We start from the raw sequence: 20029 nt of genomic DNA, 5'->3' as shown, positions 1-20029 counted from the left end.
CGGCAACCCGGTAGACCCGAAGGTCTCCCGCGCACAGCCGCCATAACGGAGTGCACACTTAAAAGCGCGCAAGCATAGTTATGAAAGGCGCAGTCGCGCCATTTTCATTCCGGGGTTTCCAGACCCGACCACTGATGGGCAGTGGCGCAGAAACGATAGAGACCAGGGGCTAGGCGCACAAGCCGGCGGATTCTGGCGTAACCGTAGGCAACGACGCAAGGTCTTGTAGCCCCCCGGAAATACCCTACAACCTTTTTAAACAAGAGCTCTTTCGGACATCAACAACCGAGTAACGCCTTTCGTGTATCGCCGTGTATCAGGGCGCTGCATCCGCATACAGCCATACAAAACCATCACTTCACGGATACAGCCCGGATACACCACTGGGGCCAAATAGACCTGTCAAAGCGAGATGCACAACGCACCTCGCCACCAGGTTCATCACCCCTTGTGGTACGACCAATAGTGGTCCAGCCACGCCATTGATCCGGAGTATCAACATGTCTCGTATCCAGTCGAACAAAACCCGTATTGGCCTGCTCGCAGTTGCACTGGTCGGCGGTATCAACTTCGCCTCCACCGCGTTCTCCGCCGAAGCCTTACCGCAAGGCTACCAACTGGCCGCCGCGGAGAAGACCAGCGAAGGCAAATGTGGCGAAGGCAAATGCGGCGCCGAAGCCAGCGCCAAGAAGACCCAGGCCGAAGGCAAGTGTGGCGAAGGCAAATGCGGCGCCGAAGCCAGCGCCCAGAAGACCCAGGCCGAAGGCAAGTGCGGTGAAGGCAAATGCGGCGATGCGTCTTTCGCACGCACCGACGCCGACCACGACGGCCGCGTGTCGCTCAAGGAACTGCTGACCGTGGCCCCCAAGGGCACAGAGGAATTCAAGGCGATGGACACCAACGGCGACGGTTTCCTGTCCGAGGGTGAGGTGTACAAGTTCCGCACCAACCAGTTCACCTCCAACGGCAAGAAAGTACCGACTGAGCTGTTCACCAAGTTGAGCCAGGCTAAAGACTGATCGGCCTTAACGAAAAAACCCCTTCCTGTGCTGTCGCGCAGGAAGGGGTTTTTGCGTGGGCATTACCGGTTTGGTTGTCAGGTGCGGAATTGCCCTGCACTTGACCACCGGTTGCATCGGATTTGATCAGCTGGCTTTGTAACCGTGACCGGCAGAGAACGGCCAAAAGCTGACGGTGGCTACAGGCAGAAATCGACCCATAGCGGACTCTGACCAGCATTTGGTTAAGGGGGGCTTTAGCCCGTCCCATTGAGCGAAGTGAACGATTTGAACCAGTTGTTATGCATGTTTTACTAGCCGTTTCTTTAAATGATACAGGTTAGTCCCAATTGGGCGATCCTCAAGAACACCATAAATCTCATATCCATGCCGCTCATAGAACTTTTTAGCATCAACGGTTTTTAAGAATGCAACTACTGCTCCATTGTTGGCACCAATCGCTTCTGCTTTTTCCAAAAGCATAGATCCTACTTTTTTACCGCGATGAGATTCCTTAACCCAAAAGGTGTCAATTTCTAAGCCATCCCAGTAACAATTACAGCTTATTGCACCGATGTAGTCGCCTACTTCATCGTGTGCAACCACCATAAATATTTTATCTTCCGATTCTGGTGGCAGATTTGGATATTGAATTCGAAGATATTCTGAAAACCTATTATTCAGAACTGCTTTATCCTTTTCTGTTGGAGAACCCAATACATCAATCTTGATTTCCATTTTATTGCTCCTTAAATTCAACTTTTAGATGCCGAACGGCTTTTGGCATAACATCCCATGTTCATGCGTAATCCATTGAGCAATCAAAAAATCGACATTGTAAACGCGACATCAAGAAAGGTGAAAGCGACATATTACTTAGCACATGACTGACGTGTTAGCTGCGTGTCCATGGTCTGCTTTTGGCCGTTTTCTGCCTCTCGCCAAAGGCAGTACTCGACCAGTGCCAGACCTTGAGATCGTGCCGCAGATCTGCAAGAACGGACTATGCTCTGGGGGCATCAATGTCAGTTGGGCTGGGGGCTGTCTCTGCGGTATGTCGGTGCAGCAGATCCAGTTCACAACGGCAATCAATCTCCGGTGAGTCCTACAACGCCTGCATTCAAGCCATGAAGAGAAACATGACTTGGCGTTTCTGTTTTTCAGTTGACTGAGCGCGACTAAATCGTGGAGTGAACCCACCATGTCCTTGGACCATAAACTGTTTGTTGGCGTCGCACTGACATACCTGCTACTCGGCGGTTGCACCTCCCAAGTCACTGAACGCGAGCAATATTCGGGCTTCCTGTCCAGTTACAACAACCTGCAAGAAGTGACCACCGCCACGGGTGAGAAGGCAATGCGCTGGGTGAGCCCGTCGTGGAACCCGAATGCGTATGACACCATAGCGTTCAGAACGCTGGAGTTTTATCCCTCGCCCAAACCCAATGAGCAGGTCAATCAACAGACGCTGGCCGACTTGCAGGACTTCATGTCCAGAAAGGCCAAAATCGTGCTGGGACAGAAATACCAGAGGGTGTCTAACGCCGCCGCCGCACCGGCCAGGTCACGCCCCCTGATTCTGCGGGCGGCAATCACTGGCGTCAGCGCTTCGAACGAAGGTATGAAGTGGTATGAAGTGATGCCGATTGCGGCCGTTGTCGGAGCGACACAGGCAGCTACCGGTCACAGGGATCAAGACACTAATCTATTTGTTGAAGCCGAGTTCATAGACGCAAGAACCAATCAAACAATGGTCAAAGTGGTGCGTAAGGTATTCGGCAACCAGCTAGAGAACGAAAGTCAGAAAATCACCACCAAGGACTTTAAAGACGCTATTGAAAAACTGAATACCGATCTCTGGACGTTCATCCACAGCTGACCGCTAATGAACTTTCAGTTTCTCTCTCCTCTTGCGTCCTGTCAGCCGATGCGCGCCCCTGTATATGTTAAGGCGGCGATCCGACTTGCCCGCGATCACGACGACACACTGGCCGCTTCACGCCTTAACCCAACGCTGCCGACTCCAACTACTCAACCCATCAACCGCAAACACCAGCACCAACATCGCCAATATCACCGTACTCGCCTGAGCCTCCTGAAACAGACTAAGACTCACATAAAGCATCTGCCCCAACCCCCCAGCCCCAACAAAACCCAGCACACTGGCCATCCGAATATTGTTCTCCCAGCGGTACAAAATGTACGCCAGCAACTGCGGAAACAGGTTGGGCAGTGTGCCGTAGCAGAAAGCCCAAACCACATTACCGCCCTGCAAACGAATGGCTTCAGCCGGTTGCGGCGGGGTGTTTTCCAAGGCTTCGGCGAACAGTCGACCGAGCACCCCGGTGGTGTGCATCGCCAGTGCCAGGGTCCCGGCGTTTGGGCCGAGTCCGGCGGCCAGCACCATCAACGCCGCCCACACCAGTTCGGGAATGGCGCGCAGGGCGTTAAGCACAAGTCGTGATGCGCTCTGCAACGGCCAGCCGAATCGCCCGGCCGCTGGCAACGCCAGGAGCAGGCCGAACACCGCCGCGAGCAGGGTGCCCAGGGCTGACATGGCCAGGGTTTCCACGGCGCCTCGGCCGATGGCTTGCAGATGGCCGGCGCTCAGGTCCGGGCTGAGAAAACGCAGGACGTAGGCGCCCATCTGTTGCAGGTTGCCGCTGCCGGTCAGTTCGCCGAGGTCGATGCCCAGGTAGCTGAACGAGGCGACGACCGCTGCGCCGATGCACAGGATGAGCAGCAGGTTGATCAGGCGATTCATGCGAACCTCCAGCGCAGCAGGCGGCTGATCTGGTCGGCGAACAGCACCAGGACGAAAAAGGTCAGCAGCATGCTCGCCACTTCACCGCCGGCGAACATGCGCAACGACAGGTCGATCTGCTGGCCCAGGCCGCCGGCGCCGACGAAGCCCATCACCACGGAGGCGCGGATCGCGCATTCCCAGCGATACACGGTGTACGACAGCAATTCCGCCGCGACATTGGGCAGGATGCCGTAGCAGAACGCGGTCAATCGACCGCTGCCGGCTTGCAGCAGGGCGTGGGCGGGGCGCTGGTCGACCGACTCGAAGATTTCCGCGTAGACCTTGCCGAGCATGCCGCTGTAGGTGATGGCGATCGCCAGCACCCCGGCGGTCGGGCCGAGGCCGACGGCGCGCACGAACAGCAGGGCCCAGACGATTTCCGGCACGCTGCGCAGGAAGATCAGCAAGCCTCGCACCGGCCAGCGCAGCAGCCGGCCCAGGGCGCTGGGGCGACCGCCGCGCGAAGCCGCCGACAGCGACAGCGCGCGGCTGGCGAGCAGGCCGGCGGGCACGGCCAACATCAGGGCCAGGGCCATGCCGGCGGTGGCGATGGCCAGGGTCTGCAACGTGGCTTGCCAGAGTAACTCGAGGAACTCTTGGTCATGGGCGGGGGGCCAGAAGGCCGAGACGAAACGGCCCATCTCGCTTTGGCTGTCGTCCTTGAACAGCACGCCCAGGTCCAGCTCGCTGAAATGGATGCCGGGCCACAGCAGGGCAAGCGCTAACAGCGTGAGCAGCAGACGAGGAAGGGTGGCCGGGTCCCGCGTATCGCGCGTCAGCATCGGGGAATCTGCAGGCTCAAGGGCGCCACCGGAGCGGGCGGCGATTGCAGTTGCTCGTTGGCGTAGAGCCTGTCGAGCAAATCGTGGTCGACTTCGCTGGCGGGAAGGTCGAACAGGACCTGGCCGTCACGCAGACCGATGATGCGCGAGAAGTGCGTCAGGGCCAGTTCCACGGCATGCAGGCTGGCGACCAGGGTCACCTTGTGTTCCCGGGCGTGGCGGCAGAGGATCGACAGGGTGTGCCCGGCCAGGACCGGGTCCATCGCCGACACCGGCTCGTCGGCCAGCAGCACTTCGGGGGCCTGGTACAGCACTCGGGCAATGCCCACGCGCTGCAACTGGCCGCCGGACAATTGCTGGCACTGGGCGAACAGCTTGTCGCCAAGATCGAGTTTGAGCAGGGCCGCCCGCGCGCCAGGCACATCCACTGGATGCAAAAGGCTCAGCAGGCTTTTGGCAAAACCCCATTGGCCCAGTTTGCCGGCCAGCACCGCGGTGACCACGCGCTGGCGCGGTGGCAGTGGTGGCGCCTGATGCACCAGGCCGATGCGTGCGCGCAGTTGCTGACGTCGACGTGCGGAGAGGTGCCAGGCTTGTTCGCCGAGCACCTCGACCGTGCCGCTGCCGGGGCGCAGGGCGGTGGCGAGCAGGTTGAGCAGGCTCGACTTGCCGGCGCCGGACGGGCCGATGATTGCGACCTGCTCACCGGCGGTGATGTGCAGGTCGATCTCATTTAGCGCCAGCACGCCCGTGTCGTGGGTGAGGCTGACGCGGTTCAGATGCAATGTCATTTCAGCAGGTCGGCAGCGCGCGCGGCTTCCTCGATGCCCTTGTAGTTCTCAGGCTTGGTCGCGATGAAGCGGCTGGCGGCTTGCAGGTCCAGGATGGCCTTGTCTTCGGGTTTTGCCGGGTCGAGCGCGAGGAAGGCCGCCTTGATCTTCTCGGCCAGGGCCGGGTCGAGGGTGCCGCGCACGGTCCAGTTGTAGTCGAAGTAGGCCGGCGTGGTGGCGAAGACCTTGACCTTGTCGGTGTCGACCTTGCCGGCCTTGACCAGTTTTTCCCAGACGCTGGCATTGAGCACGCCGGCGTCGACTTTGCCGGCCTGGACCCAGGCGACGGTGGCGTCGTGGGCGCCGGAGTAGCCGACGCGGCTGAAGTAGGTTTCCGGCTTGATGCCGTCCTGCAGCATGAAATAGCGCGGCATCAAGCTGCCGGACGTCGACGACACCGAACCGAAGGCGAAGGACTTGCCCTTGAGGTCGGCCAGCGACTTGACGTTCGGGTCGGCGGTGATGAATTTGCTGGTGAACTGCGCATCCTGCTCACGCTGTACCAACGGAATGGCATTGCCGGTTTTCAGGCGCGCCTGCACGAAGGTGAAACCGCCCAGCCAGGCCATGTCGATGCGGTCGGTGGCCAGCGCCTCGACCACCGCCGGGTAGTCGGACACCGGCACGAACTCGACCTTCATGCCCAGTTGCTTCTCCAGGTATTCGCCCAGCGGCTTGAACTTGCGCAGCAATTCGGTGGGGGCTTCGTCGGGAATGGCGCTGACCTTGAGGGTGTCGGCAGCCTGTGCCAGCAGGGCGGTAACGGATAGGGTCAGGCCGACGGCCAAGGCCAGGGTACGTTTGAGCATGGAAGTTCTCCGATTCAATAGCGGAAAAATGTCGATGCGCCCCGCACACGCTAATTGCTGCACGACGCTTCGTGAGGGTAGACGAAAACGTCGGGATTATAGGGACTCTTGTGTGCCAGGCCAGCAAAACCTGTAGGAGCGAGCTTGCTCGCGATTGCGGAGTGTCAGACAGCATCAATATTGACTGATCCGCCGCCATCGCCAGCAAGCTCGCTCCTACAGTGGTTCTCTGGTGAGCACAAAATTTGTGTATGACAGAAATTTAAATGTGGGAGCGGGCTTGCTCGCGAAAGCGGTATATCAGTCACATCGATGTTGGATGTGCCGCCGTCTTCGCGAGCAAGCCCGCTCCCACAGTGGATTTCTGGTGAACATAAAATTTGTGTATGACAGAAATTTAAATGTGGGAGCGGGCTTGCTCGCGAAAGCGGTATATCAGTCACACCGATGTTGGATGTGCCGCCGTCTTCGCGAGCAAGCCCGCTCCCACAGTGGATCTCTGGTGAACAGCCCATTTTTGTACGACAGAAATTCAAGTGTAGGAGCGGGCTTGCTCGCGAAAGCGGTATATCAGTCACATCGATGTTGGATGTGCCGCCGTCTTCGCGAGCAAGCCCGCTCCCACAGTGGATCTCTGGTGAGCAGCCCATTTTTTGTACGACAGAAATTCAAGTGTAGGAGCGAGCCTGCTCGCGAAAGCGGTATATCAGTCACATCGATGTTGGATGTGCCGCCGTCTTCGCGAGCAAGCCCGCTCCCACAGTGGATCTCTGGTGAACAGCCCATTTTTGTACGACAGAAATTCAAGTGTAGGAGCGAGCCTGCTCGCGAAAGCGGTATATCAGTCACATCGATGTTGGATGTGCCGCCGTCTTCGCGAGCAAGCCCGCTCCCACAGGTTTTGCGGTGTTACTCAATTCTGGTGATTTACATCTTTGCCAACGCCTGCGCCAGATCCGCACGCAAATCCTCCACATCCTCAACCCCCACCGACAACCTCACCAACCCGTCGCCAATTCCCAGTTCCGCACGGGTATCCGGCGGGATGGTGGCGTGGGTCATGATCGCCGGGTGTTCGATCAGGCTTTCCACGCCGCCCAGGCTTTCGGCCAGGGCGAAGATCTGTACGTTCTCGAGGAAGCGTTTGGCGCCGGCCAGGTCGCTGTTGAGGTCGAGGGCGATCATGCCGCCGAAGCCGCGCATTTGCCGTTGCGCCAGTTCGTGTTGCGGGTGCGAGGGCAGGCCGGGGTAGTAGACCCTTGAGACTTGCGGTTGGCGTTCCAGCCACTGCGCCAGGTCCAGTGCGTTGCTGCAATGGCGTTCCATGCGCAGGGCCAGGGTCTTCACCCCGCGCAGGGTGAGGAAGGCATCGAAGGGGCCGGCGATGGCGCCGACGGCGTTCTGCAAAAAGCCCAGGCGCTCGGCCAGTTCAGCGTTGTCGCCGACCACGGCGATGCCGCCGATCACGTCGGAGTGGCCGTTGAGGTATTTGGTGGTCGAGTGCAGCACGATGTCGAAACCCAGTTCCAGCGGGCGCTGGATCCACGGGCTGGCGAAGGTGTTGTCGGCCACGCAGATGATCCCGCGCGCGCGGCAGGTGCGGGCGATGGCGGCGAGGTCGGTGAGGCGCAGCAGCGGATTGCTCGGGGTCTCGACCATGACCATGCGGGTGTCGTCTTGCAGGGAGGCTTCGAACGCCGCCAGGTCGGTCAGGTCGACGAAGCTGAAGCGGTGTCCGGCGCTGCGCTGGCGCACCTTGTCGAACAGGCGGAAGGTGCCGCCGTACAGGTCGTTGCCAGAGACGATGTGCGAGCCGGCGTCGAGCAGTTCGAGCACCGTGGAAATGGTCGCCAGCCCCGAGGCGAAGGCAAAGCCCCGGGTGCCGCCTTCGAGGTCGGCCACGCAGCGCTCCAGGGCAAAGCGCGTCGGGTTGTGCGAGCGCCCGTAGTCGAAGCCCTTGTGCACGCCGGGGCTCTGTTGCAGGTAGGTGGAGTTGGCGTAGATCGGCGGCATCAGCGCCCCGGTGGTCGGGTCCGGCACTTGCCCGGCGTGGATCACCCGGGTGGCGAAGCCCTGTGGCGGGGCGTTTTTGTCCTGTTGACTCATGGCAGGGATCTCCGCAAATGGTTGAGCATGTCGGTTCGGGTAATCAGGCCGTGGAAGCCCGAGGCATCCTGGATGATCGCCACCAGGCCACGGCCCAGCTCTGCCTCCAGTTCCGCCAGCGTGGCGGCGGGGGACAGGGTTTGCAGTTTGTCGGTCATGGCGCTGGCCACGGTCTTGCGGAAGTGCGCAACGTCTTCGTGTACGCCCAGCAGGATGTCGGATTCGTCGATCACGCCGACCAGTTGCTGACCCTTCACCAATACTGGCAGTTGCGAGACGTCCGCCAGGCGCATGCGCTGGAACGCGGTGAGCAGGGTGTCGTCGGGGCCGACGCTGATCACCCGGCCATCTTCGAAGCGCCGCGCGATCAGGTCGCGCAGGTCGCCGTAGTGCTTGCGTTGCAGCAAGCCCTGATCGTTCATCCACTGGTCGTTGTAGACCTTCGACAGGTAACGCGTACCGGTGTCGCAGACGAAGCTGACCACGCGTTTCGGCTGGGTCTGTTCGCGGCAGTAACGCAGGGCGGCGGCCAATAAAGTACCGGTCGACGAACCGCCGAGAATGCCTTCGGCGCGCAGCAACTGGCGGGCATGGTCGAAGCTTTCCTCGTCGCTGATCGAATAGGCGTGGCGCACGCTGGACAGGTCGGAGATCGACGGAATGAAGTCTTCGCCGATGCCTTCCACCGCCCAGGAGCCGGGGGTGGGGAGGGTGCCACTGCGGCTGTATTCGGCCATCACCGAGCCGACCGGGTCGGCCAGGACCATTTCCAGGTCCGGCTGCACCCGTTTGAAGAAGCGGGTCAGGCCGGTGAGGGTGCCGGCCGAACCGACACCGACGACGATCGCGTCCAGATCGTGCTGGGTCTGCGCCCAGATCTCCGGCGCGGTGCTGCATTCATGGGCCAGGGGGTTGGCCGGGTTATTGAACTGGTCGGCGAAGAACGCATCGGGAATTTCCGCCGCCAGCCGCGCGGCGACGTCCTGGTAGTACTCGGGATGACCCTTGCCGACGTCGGAGCGGGTGATGTGCACCTCGGCGCCCATGGCCTTGAGGTGCAAGACCTTCTCGGTGGACATCTTGTCCGGCACCACCAGCACCACCCGGTAGCCCTTGGCGCGGCCGACCAGGGCCAGGCCCAGGCCGGTGTTGCCGGCGGTGGCTTCGACGATGGTGCCGCCGGGTTTGAGGCGGCCATCGCGCTCGGCGGCATCGATCATCGCCAGGCCGATACGGTCCTTGATCGAACCGCCGGGGTTCTGTGATTCGAGTTTGAGAAACAGCGTGCACGGGCCGGTATCGAACCGGCTGACGCGCACCAACGGTGTATTGCCGATCAGTTCGAGCACGGCAGGGCGGGAATTGGTAAGCATGTCGTCACTTCCTTGCGCTAATTCGCACTGGGTGGACAGCGGCCTGCAATGTGCCATCAGGCGTCAATCACAGGCATTGCATCGCTAGGACCATAGGCCGGGATCCGGCCACCCGCAACCTCGCACAGCCGATCGGTCGGCTCGACGCTTTTTCCTCGCCAGCAACCACAAAAAACATAATTTCGCTAATCCCCGGCTCCGAACAGAATGCGGCCAACACCCTGACACCGATAGCCGTAGCAGAAGCACAACAGTGATCAGAATCGAGGCGGCAGCCATGACCGACCTGAATCAAACCACCTTTCAGAAGTGCACAGCCATGACAGTTGATAAAACCGTAATTGATACGCTTGTTGTTGGCGCCGGCCAGGCCGGCGTGGCCATGAGTGAACACTTGAGCAAACTCGGTGTGCCCCACCTGGTGCTGGAGCGCAACCGTGTTGCCGAAGCCTGGCGCACCGGCCGTTGGGATTCGCTGGTGGCTAACGGCCCGGCCTGGCACGACCGCTTCCCGGGCTTGGAATTCGACGGCCTGGACCCGGATGCCTTCGCCGGTAAAGAACAGGTGGCTGCGTACTTCGAAGCCTATGCCCGTAAATTCAATGCGCCGATCCGCACTGGCGTGGACGTGAAAAAAGTCGAACGCAATACCGATCGTCCGGGGTTCACCGTTGAAACCTCCGAGGGCGTGATCGAGGCTCGCCATGTAGTGGTCGCCACCGGTCCGTTCCAGCGTCCGGCCATTCCGCCGATCGCCACGGATATCGCCGGCATCAGCCAGATTCACTCCGCTCAATACTACAACCCGCAGCAACTGGCCGAAGGCGCGGTGCTGGTGGTGGGCGCCGGCTCTTCGGGCGTGCAGATCGCCGATGAACTGCAACGCTCCGGCAAGCAGGTCTACCTGTCGGTGGGCGCCCACGATCGTCCGCCGCGCGCCTATCGCAACCGTGATTTCTGCTGGTGGCTGGGGGTGCTCGGCGAGTGGGATGCCGAGGCCATGCAGCCGGGCAAGGAACACGTGACCATCGCCGTGAGCGGTGCCCGTGGCGGCCACACCGTGGACTTCCGCCGCCTGGCCCATCAAGGCATGACCCTGGTCGGCCTGACCCAAGCGTTCAATGGCGCCGTGGTGAGTTTCGAAAACAACCTCGCCGACAACATCCGCCGTGGCGATGAAAACTACCTGGCGCTGCTCGACAAGGCCGACGCCTACATCGAACGCAACGGCCTCGACCTGCCGCTGGAACCGGAAGCGCGCGCCATGCTGGCCGATCCGGACTGCGTGACCCAGCCGATCCTTGAACTCGACCTGGTCAAGGCCGGCGTGACCACGATCATCTGGGCCACCGGTTACTCCACCGATTACAGCTGGCTGAAGGTCGACGCCTTCAAGGACAACGGCAAGCCGCAGCACCAGCGCGGCGTGTCGGCCGAGCCGGGCGTGTATTTCGTCGGGTTGCCGTGGCAGTCCCGTCGTGGCTCCGCGTTCATCTGGGGCGTTTGGCACGACGCCAAGCACATTGCCGATCACATCGTTAAACAGCACACCTATTTCAACTATCGGGATGCGACCCAGCGTCAAGCCGACGCCGCCCGCGCACCTCTTCAGAAAGCCAGCCTCATGGGAGTTCGTTGATGCCTACTCATACCCGCATCCGCATGTTCAACACCAAAGACACCTACCCGAACCAGACGCTCGACAACGACCTGTGCCAGGCCGTGCGCGCCGGCAACACCGTGTATGTGCGTGGTCAGGTCGGTACCGATTTCAACGGTCAACTGGTGGGCCTCGGTGATCCGCGCGCCCAGGCCGAACAGGCCATGCGCAACGTCAAGCAATTGCTCGAAGAGGCGGGCAGCGACATGAGCCACATCGTCAAGACCACCACTTACCTGATCGACCCGCGCTACCGCGAGCCGGTGTACCAGGAAGTCGGCAAGTGGCTCAAGGGCGTGTTCCCGATTTCCACTGGCCTTGTGGTCAGCGCCCTCGGCCAGCCGCAGTGGCTGATGGAAATTGATGTGATCGCTGTCATCCCTGAATAAGGAATTCGCCATGACTTTTTCCATCGTGGGTCGCTGCGCCGAGACCGGCCAGTTGGGCATTGCCATCAGTTCTTCGAGCATTGCCGTCGGTGCGCGCTGCCCGTGGCTGCGTGCCGGTGTCGGCGCGGTGTCGAGCCAGAACATCACGCTGCCGGCCCTTGGCCCGCAGATCCTCGATGAACTGGCCAACGGCTCGGCACCGCCCCAGGCGCTGGACCACTCTTTGACCCGCAACGGCTACAGCCAGTATCGCCAGGTCGCGGTGGTCGATGCCCAGGGGCGCACGGCGGTGTTCAGCGGCAACCATGCGCTGGGCATCAATAACGCCGTGGCCGGTGACCAATGCGTGGCGGCCGGCAACCTGCTGGCCAACAGCGGGGTGATCGAGGCGATGGTCGCGGCGTTCGAAAACAGCGAAGGCTGCCTCGCCACCCGACTGATGAACGCCTTGCAGGCCGGGCAGGACGCCGGCGGCGAAGCGGGCGCGGTGCACTCGGCGACGCTGTCGGTGGTCGGTGACCTGACCTGGCCGATTGTCGACCTGCGGGTGGATTGGGCCGATGAAAACCCGATTGGCGAGCTGGGCAAACTGTGGACGGCCTACGAGCCGCAACTTCAGGATTATCTGACCCGCGCCCTCAATCCGACCCTGGCCCCCGCGTATGGAGTGCCCGGCGATGAGTGAGTTGCGCAGCCGCGCCATGCTCGCGCGGTTGATCGGGTTCGCCACGGTCAGCCGCGACTCGAACCTTGAGTTGATCGAGTTCGTGCGCGACTACCTGCGCGAGCTGGGCGTGGATTGCGAACTGATCTACAACGCCGAGCGGACCAAGGCCAATCTGTTGGCCTCGGTCGGCCCGAGCGTGGCCGGCGGCATCGTGCTGTCCGGTCACACCGACGTGGTGCCGGTGGACGGTCAGGCGTGGACGGTCGAGCCGTTCTGCCTGAGCGAGGCGGGCGGCAAGCTGTATGGGCGCGGCACCGCGGACATGAAAGGTTATCTGGCCTCGGTGCTGGCGGCGGTGCCGATGTTTCTCGCCAGCCCCTTGAAGCGCCCGGTGCATTTGGCGTTTTCCTATGACGAAGAGGTCGGTTGCCTCGGCGTGCGCGGCTTGCTCGAAGTGCTGCCGCAACGCATCCCGGCACCGGCCTTGTGCCTGATCGGCGAGCCGACCGAACTCAAGCCGGTGCTCGGCCACAAGGGCAAGCTGGCGATGCGTTGCCACGTGCGCGGCGCGGCCTGTCATTCGGCCTACGCGCCTTATGGGGTCAATGCCATCGAGCAGGCCGCGCGCCTGATCGGCCGGCTGGGTGACATCGGCACCACCCTGGCGCGCCCGCAGTTGCACGACAAACGCTTCGATCCGGCGTTCTCCACCGTGCAGGTCGGGGTGATCCAGGGCGGTACGGCGCTAAACATCGTGCCCGCCGATTGCCGTTTCGATTTCGAGATCCGCGCCTTGCCGGACTTCGCCCCGCAAGTAGTCGTCGACGAGTTGCAGGACTACGCCGAGCAGACGTTGCTGCCGGCCATGCAGGCCGTGGACAGCGATACCGGCATCCGCTTTGAAAAAATCTCGGCCTATCCCGGCCTGGCGACACCGACCGACAGCGCCGCAGCCCGACTGATTGCCCAACTGTGCGGCAGCGACGAGTTCAGCACCGTGGCCTTTGGCACCGAAGGCGGGCTGTTCGACCAGGCCGGTATCCCGTCGGTGGTCTGCGGTCCCGGCAGCATGGACCAGGGGCACAAGCCCGATGAATTTGTCAGCGTCGAACAGATGGCGGCCTGTGACCGCCTGATGGATCGCCTGGCGGCTTACTTGAGTGAATCCGAACACCCATAACAACAACGGGCCACAAGGCCCGAGGAAGCGATCCATGTCCAGATCCTTGCGTTGCAGTGTTCCGTTTGCCCTGGCGTTGTTGAGTGCCAGTGCGTGGGCGGCCCCCCAGGACCTCACCGTGATTTCCTTCGGTGGCGCGACCAAACAGGCCCAGGATAAGGCCTATTTCCAGCCCTTCAACGCCAGCGGCGCGGGCAACATCATCGCCGGTGAGTACAACGGCGAGCTGTCGAAGATCAAGGCCATGGTTTCGGCCGGTCACACCAGTTGGGACGTGGTGGAAGTCGAAAGCCCCGAGTTGTTGCGCGGCTGCGAGGAAGGCCTGTTCGAGAAGCTCGACGCGGGGCGCTTCGGTGATGCGGCGAACTTCGTGCCCGGTGCGCTGACCGAATGCGGGGTGGCCACTTACGTCTGGTCGATGGTCATGGCCTTTGACCAGAGCAAGCAGGCCAAGGCGCCGCAGTCCTGGGCGGACTTCTGGAACGTCGCCGACTTCCCGGGCAAGCGCGGTTTGCGCAAGAGTGCCAAGTACACCCTGGAAATCGCCTTGCTGGCTGACGGCGTCAAGGCGGATGACATCTACAAGGTCCTGAACACGCCCCAAGGCGTGACGCGGGCCTTTGCCAAGCTCGACCAGATCAAGCCGAACATCCAGTGGTGGGAGGCGGGCGCCCAGCCGGCGCAATGGCTGGTGGCCGGTGACGTGGTGATGAGCGCGGCCTACAACGGGCGGATTGCCTCGGCGCAGAAGGAAGGCATGAAGCTGAGCATCGTCTGGCCGCAGAGCCTGTACGACCCGGAATACTGGGCGGTGGTCAAGGGCACGCCGAACAAGGCGCTGGCGGAAAACTTCATCGCGTTTGCCAGTCAGCCGCAGACGCAAAAAGTCTTCTCGGAAAACATCCCTTACGGCCCGGTGCATCGCCAGACCCTGCCATTGCTGCCCAAAGCCGTGCAGGAGCAACTGCCGACCGCCGAAGCCAACCTGGCCGGCGCCCGAGCGATGGATGCGGAGTTCTGGGTCGACCACGGCGAAGAGCTCGAACAGCGCTTCAATGCCTGGGCTGCGCGATAACTCAGCCAACACACACACCCTTGTGGGAGCGGGCTTGCTCGCGAAGGCGGTATGTCAGCTGAATAGATGTCAACTGACACTCCCTCTTCGCGAGCAAGCCCGCTCCCACAAAAATCCCGGTTGGTCGCAAGTTTTGCAGTCAACCCTTTACCCCTGTAGGAGCGGGCTTGCCCGCGAAGAGGCCATCAGATCCAACATCTTCGTTGGCTGACACGCCGCCATCGCGGGCGAGCCCGCTCCTACAGGTTTCTCGGTTGTGCGCAATATTTGTGGTCAACCCTTTACCCCTGTAGGAGTGGGCTTGCTCGCGAAGAGGCCATCAGGTCCAACATTGAAGTGCCTGACAAACGCAGAACCCTGTAGGAGCGGGCTTGCTCGCGATGAGGCCATCAGATCCAGCATCTTCGTTGGCTGACACGCCGCCATCGCGGGCAAGCCCGCTCCTACAGGTTTCTCGGTTGTTCGCAAAATTTGTGGTCAACCCTTTACCCCTGTGGGAGCGGGCTTGCTCGCGAAGAGGCCATCAGATCCAACATCTTCGTTGGCTGACCCACCGCCATCGCGGGCGAGCCCGCTCCTACAGGGGTTTTGTCTTTGGCTTGATTTTGTCTTTAATTGGTTTTTCCTGCTGATAAATAGCCATTACCGCGCAATATTTTTTAACGTTTAAAGGCACAAATTAACTAATTTTCCTCCCGCTGCTCTTTGTCCATGATCGCCTCCTACAAGAAATGCGCCGTTCCGTCCGCGCACACCGAAGTACGAACACGTACTCATCCTTGCCTTGGAGTTCGTCATGTCCACCACCGCTTCATCCGCCCCGCTCATCGAGAAACACACGATCGGGTACGTCCCTCCTGAGGATCGCCACGGAAAGGTCAAAGATCTGTTCACCCTGTGGTTCGGCGGCAACATCGCACCACTGCCCATCGTCACCGGCGCGCTCGGCGTGCAGCTGTTTCACCTGAACCTGGTCTGGGGCATTGTCGCGATCATCGTCGGCCACCTGGTCGGCGGGGTGCTGATGGCGCTGCACTCGGCGCAAGGCCCGCAGATGGGCATTCCGCAGATGATCCAGAGTCGCGCGCAGTTCGGTTCGCTGGGTGCGTTGCTGGTGGTGGTGATTGCCGGGGTGATGTACATCGGCTTCTTCGCTTCCAACATCGTCCTGGCCGGCAAGTCGTTGCACGGCGTGGTCGAGAGCGTGCCGGTGTCGGTCGGCATCGTCCTCGGCGGCCTCGGCTCAGGGATCATCGGCATCATCGGCTACCGCTTCATCCACGTGCTCAACCGCATCGGCACCTGGGTGCTGGGCCTGGGCATCGTGCTGGGCTTCGGCTACATCCTGACCCATGTGCAGACCGACGACTTCCTCACCCGTGGCAGTTTCAACATTTCCGGCTGGCTGGCCACGGTGTCGCTGGCGGCACTCTGGCAGATCGCATTCGCGCCCTACGTGTCCGACTATTCGCGCTACCTGCCCAAGGACGTGAAAGTCAGCTCGACCTTCTGGGCGACTTACCTCGGCTCGTCGCTGGGCTCGATCCTGTCCTTCGTGTTCGGCGCCGTCGCCGTGCTGGCAACGCCGGTGGGCATGGACACCATGGACGCCGTGAAGCTCGCCACCGGTGCCATCGGCCCGTTGATGCTGGTGCTGTTCCTGCTCAGCGTGATCAGCCACAACGCCTTGAACCTGTATGGTTCCGTGCTCTCGGTGATCACCTTGCTGCAAACCTTCGCCCACCGCTGGATTCCGACGGCACAGAGCCGGGCGGTACTGTCGCTGATCATCCTGGCCGGTTGCTGCGTGGCGGCCATCGGCGCCTCGGCGGATTTCATCGGGCACTTCGTCGACCTGGTGCTGGCGTTGCTGGTGGTGCTGGTGCCGTGGACAGCGATCAACCTCATCGACTTCTACGCGATCCACAAGGGCGACTACGACATCGCCTCGATCTTCCGCGTCGACGGCGGCATCTATGGCCGCTTCAACCCGCAGGCACTGCTGGCCTACGCGATCGGCATCGTGGTGCAGATCCCGTTCATGAACACGCCGATCTACACCGGTCCCGTGGCGGTGCATATCGACGGTGCGGATCTGTCGTGGCTGGTCGGCCTGATCGTGACCACGCCGCTGTACTACTGGCTGGCGAACCGCGACACCGCTTACCGTCGCCGGCAGAACATGGCAGGTGTGATGACGGGCAACATGTAATGACGGTTGGAACAGGCGTACCGCGTTGAAAGGATTGTGTAATTGGCGATAGCTGTTTTTCAGGCGTATGGCTATGCTCAGCGAGTTTGCCAAACGCCAATGATAAACAACCACAGTGAAGCCATGAGCCAATCAGACACGCGTGCGACTGTTCTAGCGCTGTATCCAGAAGACTCCCGCGAGGCGGCGGCATTGCTCAAGCAGGCAGTGCCGCTGATGGTTCGTCACAACATTCCGCCCAATCCGGTGCACTACGCGCTCTGGTACACCTACAGCAAAGGCCAGGAGCCGGAGCTCAACCGGCACCTGGACCGGGTGGTCAACGACTTCGATTACTTCCCGCCGGAGTCCGCCACCAAGCTGTTTCGCGAGTACATCATCCGCGATGAGCTGGCGGACGCCCGTTCCGGACAGCAGGACGCGATCAACCTGGTCGACGACATGGAGCGCGATGTTTCGCGCAGCGTGAAGGGCAACCAGAATTTCCAGGCCAGCCTCGGCCAATACCTGCAAATGCTCGAAGAACCGGCCAGCGAGCGCTTGCCGAGCATCCTGATCCAGCTGCAACAGAGCACCCAGCTGATGCAGAGTCAGCAGGAGCACTTCCTCTCCCAGTTGCAGTCCGCGCAGCATGAGATCAAAAGCCTGCGCGACAAGCTGGAGCGCGCCCAGTTGGCGGCGACCCTCGATGGCCTGACCGAATTGCTCAACCGCAGCACCTTCAACCGCAAGCTTGAGCAGGCGATGAACAGCGCGCCAGCAGGCGTGGCGCTGGTGATGCTGGATATCGACCACTTCAAGCAATTCAACGACCAGTACGGCCATCCCCTGGGCGACCGCGTGCTTCAGCATGTCGCCCAGGTGCTGCGCGATTCGCTGCCCGGCGAAGCGTTCGCGGCGCGTTATGGCGGAGAAGAGTTTTGCGTGGTGCTCAAGGATTGCCCGGACCTGGCGGCTGCCGGCGTTTTTGCCGAGCGCCTGCGCCTGAAAATCCAGTCGCTGCGGGTCAAGGCCCGGAGTACCGACACGGTGCTGGATACCATCACCGCGTCGTTCGGCGTGGCCCATGCCCAACCCGGCGACACCCCGGAAAGCCTGCTGACCCGCGCCGACGACGCGCTGTACCAGGCCAAGCGCAACGGGCGAAACCAGGTACGGCAAGTAACCACTTAAAGGACGAACCCCCCAGCCCCTGTGGCGAGGGAGCTTGCTCCCGCTGGGCTGCGCAGCGGCCCAAAAACCGGATCAATCAGGTAGCACCGAGCAAACAGGGTTTGCGACTGCTGCGCAGCCGAACGGGAGCAAGCTCCCTCGCCACGGGTTGTTTGTTGCTCATTCCATCCGCCGTTTAGCCGAGGATGAAGTAGACCTTGCGCACCGTGGTGAGGTTTTCCCAGGTGCCGTTAAATCCGCTGGCGACCACGAAGGAATCACCGGGGCCGAATGTGCGCGCGACGCCCTCGGCATCGGTCAGGCGCACCGTGCCTTCGAGAATGTGACACAGCTCATCGTAATCGCACTGGCAACGCTCGCGGTGCGGTCCCGCCTCCCAGATGCCGGCCACGGCGTTTTTCCCGGGCGCCACGAAGTGCCGCCAACTCTTGCTGCGATAAGGCGCGTCGACCACGGCCGGGTCGTTGATTTCGGTTTCACGGGGGACAAGGTCGCTGGCGAAGTCGATGACGTGCCGGGGCAGGGCTGTGGACATGGTGGTCTCCGGATCAGGAATCGAAGCCGATGCCAAAGGCATCGAAGGTCTTGAGCAGCAGGTCGCGGTGACCGTCGCGGTCTTCGCGCGCCAGTGAGCGTTGGGCCAGTTTCACGCCGACATAACGCAAGGGTTCGGGCGGAAAGCGGAAGGGCGCCTTGGAGGTCATCAGCAGCTCGGTACGCTCGGTGCGCTCGCCGGCCAACAGGTCGAGCATGTTCAACGCGGCGAAGCGGCTGGCGGACACCCCTTGCCCGGTGAAGCCCAGGGCATAGGCGACGCGGCCCTGGTGCTCGCAACCGGTGAACATCGTGGTGCGTGCGGAGGTGTCGATGATGCCGCCCCAGGCATGGCTGAAGCGCACATCGCGCAGGGCCGGGAAGGTCTGCTGAAACTGCTCGGCCAGGCGCTGAAAGCTTTGTGGGCGCTGGGTCAGGGCCTCGTCGCGGCGCCCGCCGAAATGGTAGATGGCGTCAAAACCCGCCCAGAGAATGCGGTTGTCGGCGGTCTTGCGCAGATAGTGGAACTGGTTGCCGGCGTCGGCGATGCCGTAGCGGCCGGTCCAGCCGATGGCTGCCAGTTGTGCATCGCGCAGTGGCTCCGTGACCAGTGAGTAGTCATAGACCGGGATCACGCTCGATGCCAGATGGCCGAGCAGCGGCGGGGCGATGTTGGTGGCGAGGGCGATCTGCCCGGCGATGATTTCGCCATTGGCTGTGCGCAGGCGCACGTTGTCCTTGTCCGCATCCAGTTGCAAAACAGGGCTGTTTTCGAACAGTTGAATCCCTTGTTCCAGGCAGACACGGCGCAGTTCGGCAGCCATTTTTGCCGGGTTGAGCAGGGCGTAATTGGGTTCGAACAGACCGGCCGCGTAGGCCGGGGAGTCGAGTTTCTCTGCCAGTTCCTTGCCTTCGAGCCACTGGCAATCGATGTCGAACCGGGCATAGTTGCGTTGCATCGAACGCAGCCCATCGACCTGCCACGGCTGCGTCGCGACGTTGAGTTTGCCCTGGCGTTCGAACTCGACCTGCATGCCGAAGCGTTGCAGGTCGACGGCCAGCTCATCGAGGTTCTGCCGGCCCAGGCGAATCAACTGCTGCGCTTCATCCGGCCAGCGCTTGAGCGCGTTGGATACCCCATGGGAGATGCTCGGCGCGCAGAAACCGCCGTTGCGTCCGCTGGCCTCACCGCCGCAACGGCGCGCCTCGATGATCGCGATGCTCATGCCCGGGTTGCGCTGGCGTGCTAGCAGCGCCGTCCACAATCCGGTGAATCCGCCGCCGACCACCGCCAGGTCGCATTGCACAGTGCCGGTGACGGACGGTGCGGCAGGCGGTGGGGTGACGGTGTCCTGCCAGAAGGGATGGGGCAGGACATGGTCAAGCGCATCGAGATGCGATGGGGCATTCATGCTGAAACTCCGGCGTGTGTCGG

Annotated in this window: 18 protein-coding genes; 9 read left to right on the top strand and 9 right to left on the bottom strand. The window is 61.6% G+C overall.

Annotated features, from left to right (window positions below; translation table 11 throughout):
• The first annotated feature begins 500 nt into the window (after positions 1-500).
• Positions 501-1019, top strand: coding sequence for a hypothetical protein (locus KGA88_RS28350; protein WP_223595924.1), 519 nt, complete (start codon positions 501-503; stop codon positions 1017-1019).
• Positions 1020-1298: 279 nt separating this feature from the next.
• Here KGA88_RS28350 and KGA88_RS28345 read toward each other — a convergent pair whose 3' ends face one another.
• A complete protein-coding gene (locus KGA88_RS28345) occupies positions 1299-1736 on the bottom strand; it encodes a GNAT family N-acetyltransferase (RefSeq protein ID WP_223595922.1) in 438 nt (145 codons plus the stop codon).
• A gap of 463 nt (positions 1737-2199) precedes the next feature.
• Between KGA88_RS28345 and KGA88_RS28340 the strand changes: the two genes are divergently transcribed.
• Positions 2200-2877 carry a DUF3313 domain-containing protein gene (locus KGA88_RS28340; protein ID WP_223595920.1) on the top strand — a complete coding sequence of 226 codons (678 nt, stop codon included), beginning with the start codon at positions 2200-2202 and terminating at the stop codon, positions 2875-2877.
• Positions 2878-2994: 117 nt separating this feature from the next.
• Here the strand turns inward: KGA88_RS28340 and phnE are convergent, their stop codons facing one another.
• From phnE to KGA88_RS28310, 6 genes are all read right to left on the bottom strand, one after another.
• Entirely contained in the window at positions 2995-3762 is a 768-nt protein-coding gene (gene phnE / locus KGA88_RS28335) for a phosphonate ABC transporter, permease protein PhnE (protein WP_223595913.1), read from the bottom strand.
• Entirely contained in the window at positions 3759-4586 is an 828-nt protein-coding gene (locus tag KGA88_RS28330; RefSeq protein WP_223595910.1) for a PhnE/PtxC family ABC transporter permease, read from the bottom strand. The genes phnE and KGA88_RS28330 overlap by 4 nt, the downstream gene beginning before the upstream one ends.
• Positions 4580-5377, bottom strand: coding sequence for a phosphonate ABC transporter ATP-binding protein (locus KGA88_RS28325; protein ID WP_223595908.1), 798 nt, complete (start codon positions 5375-5377; stop codon positions 4580-4582). The genes KGA88_RS28330 and KGA88_RS28325 overlap by 7 nt, the downstream gene beginning before the upstream one ends.
• Entirely contained in the window at positions 5374-6225 is an 852-nt protein-coding gene (locus KGA88_RS28320; RefSeq protein WP_223595906.1) for a putative selenate ABC transporter substrate-binding protein, read from the bottom strand. The genes KGA88_RS28325 and KGA88_RS28320 overlap by 4 nt, the downstream gene beginning before the upstream one ends.
• Positions 6226-7152: 927 nt before the next feature.
• Entirely contained in the window at positions 7153-8331 is a 1179-nt protein-coding gene (locus tag KGA88_RS28315) for a trans-sulfuration enzyme family protein (RefSeq protein WP_223595904.1), read from the bottom strand.
• On the bottom strand, positions 8328-9704 hold the full coding sequence (locus tag KGA88_RS28310) for a pyridoxal-phosphate dependent enzyme (RefSeq protein WP_223595902.1): 1377 nt from the start codon (positions 9702-9704) through the stop codon (positions 8328-8330). Before KGA88_RS28310 ends, KGA88_RS28315 begins: the two co-directional genes overlap by 4 nt.
• A 277-nt stretch (positions 9705-9981) precedes the next feature.
• Between KGA88_RS28310 and KGA88_RS28305 the strand changes: the two genes are divergently transcribed.
• The 7 genes from KGA88_RS28305 to KGA88_RS28275 all read left to right on the top strand — a co-directional run bounded on the left by KGA88_RS28305 (position 9982) and on the right by KGA88_RS28275 (position 18060).
• Positions 9982-11343 carry a flavin-containing monooxygenase gene (locus tag KGA88_RS28305; protein ID WP_223595900.1) on the top strand — a complete coding sequence of 454 codons (1362 nt, stop codon included), beginning with the start codon at positions 9982-9984 and terminating at the stop codon, positions 11341-11343.
• Positions 11343-11753: a RidA family protein gene (locus KGA88_RS28300; protein WP_046042476.1), complete on the top strand. Its 411-nt coding sequence runs from the start codon at positions 11343-11345 to the stop codon at positions 11751-11753. The genes KGA88_RS28305 and KGA88_RS28300 overlap by 1 nt, the downstream gene beginning before the upstream one ends.
• Positions 11754-11763: 10 nt before the next feature.
• Positions 11764-12438 carry a DUF1028 domain-containing protein gene (locus KGA88_RS28295; protein ID WP_223595898.1) on the top strand — a complete coding sequence of 225 codons (675 nt, stop codon included), beginning with the start codon at positions 11764-11766 and terminating at the stop codon, positions 12436-12438.
• Entirely contained in the window at positions 12431-13600 is a 1170-nt protein-coding gene (gene argE / locus KGA88_RS28290; protein WP_223595896.1) for an acetylornithine deacetylase, read from the top strand. The genes KGA88_RS28295 and argE overlap by 8 nt, the downstream gene beginning before the upstream one ends.
• Positions 13601-13634: 34 nt before the next feature.
• Positions 13635-14675 carry an ABC transporter substrate-binding protein gene (locus tag KGA88_RS28285; protein WP_223595894.1) on the top strand — a complete coding sequence of 347 codons (1041 nt, stop codon included), beginning with the start codon at positions 13635-13637 and terminating at the stop codon, positions 14673-14675.
• A 796-nt stretch (positions 14676-15471) separates the two neighbouring features.
• Positions 15472-16887, top strand: a complete 1416-nt coding sequence (locus tag KGA88_RS28280) for a purine-cytosine permease family protein (protein ID WP_110661956.1) — start codon at positions 15472-15474, stop codon at positions 16885-16887.
• A gap of 123 nt (positions 16888-17010) precedes the next feature.
• Positions 17011-18060, top strand: coding sequence for a GGDEF domain-containing protein (locus KGA88_RS28275; protein ID WP_223595893.1), 1050 nt, complete (start codon positions 17011-17013; stop codon positions 18058-18060).
• A gap of 175 nt (positions 18061-18235) precedes the next feature.
• Here the strand turns inward: KGA88_RS28275 and KGA88_RS28270 are convergent, their stop codons facing one another.
• Together KGA88_RS28270 and KGA88_RS28265 are read right to left on the bottom strand one after the other, a co-directional pair.
• Positions 18236-18595, bottom strand: a complete 360-nt coding sequence (locus KGA88_RS28270) for a cupin domain-containing protein (RefSeq protein ID WP_223595890.1) — start codon at positions 18593-18595, stop codon at positions 18236-18238.
• A 13-nt stretch (positions 18596-18608) separates the two neighbouring features.
• Positions 18609-20006: an NAD(P)/FAD-dependent oxidoreductase gene (locus tag KGA88_RS28265; RefSeq protein ID WP_223595888.1), complete on the bottom strand. Its 1398-nt coding sequence runs from the start codon at positions 20004-20006 to the stop codon at positions 18609-18611.
• Positions 20007-20029 lie beyond the last annotated feature (23 nt).

Source organism: Pseudomonas sp. A-R-19, from assembly GCF_019956575.1.
Lineage (GTDB): Bacteria > Pseudomonadota > Gammaproteobacteria > Pseudomonadales > Pseudomonadaceae > Aquipseudomonas.
This window is presented reverse-complemented; position numbering and strand designations above follow the sequence as displayed.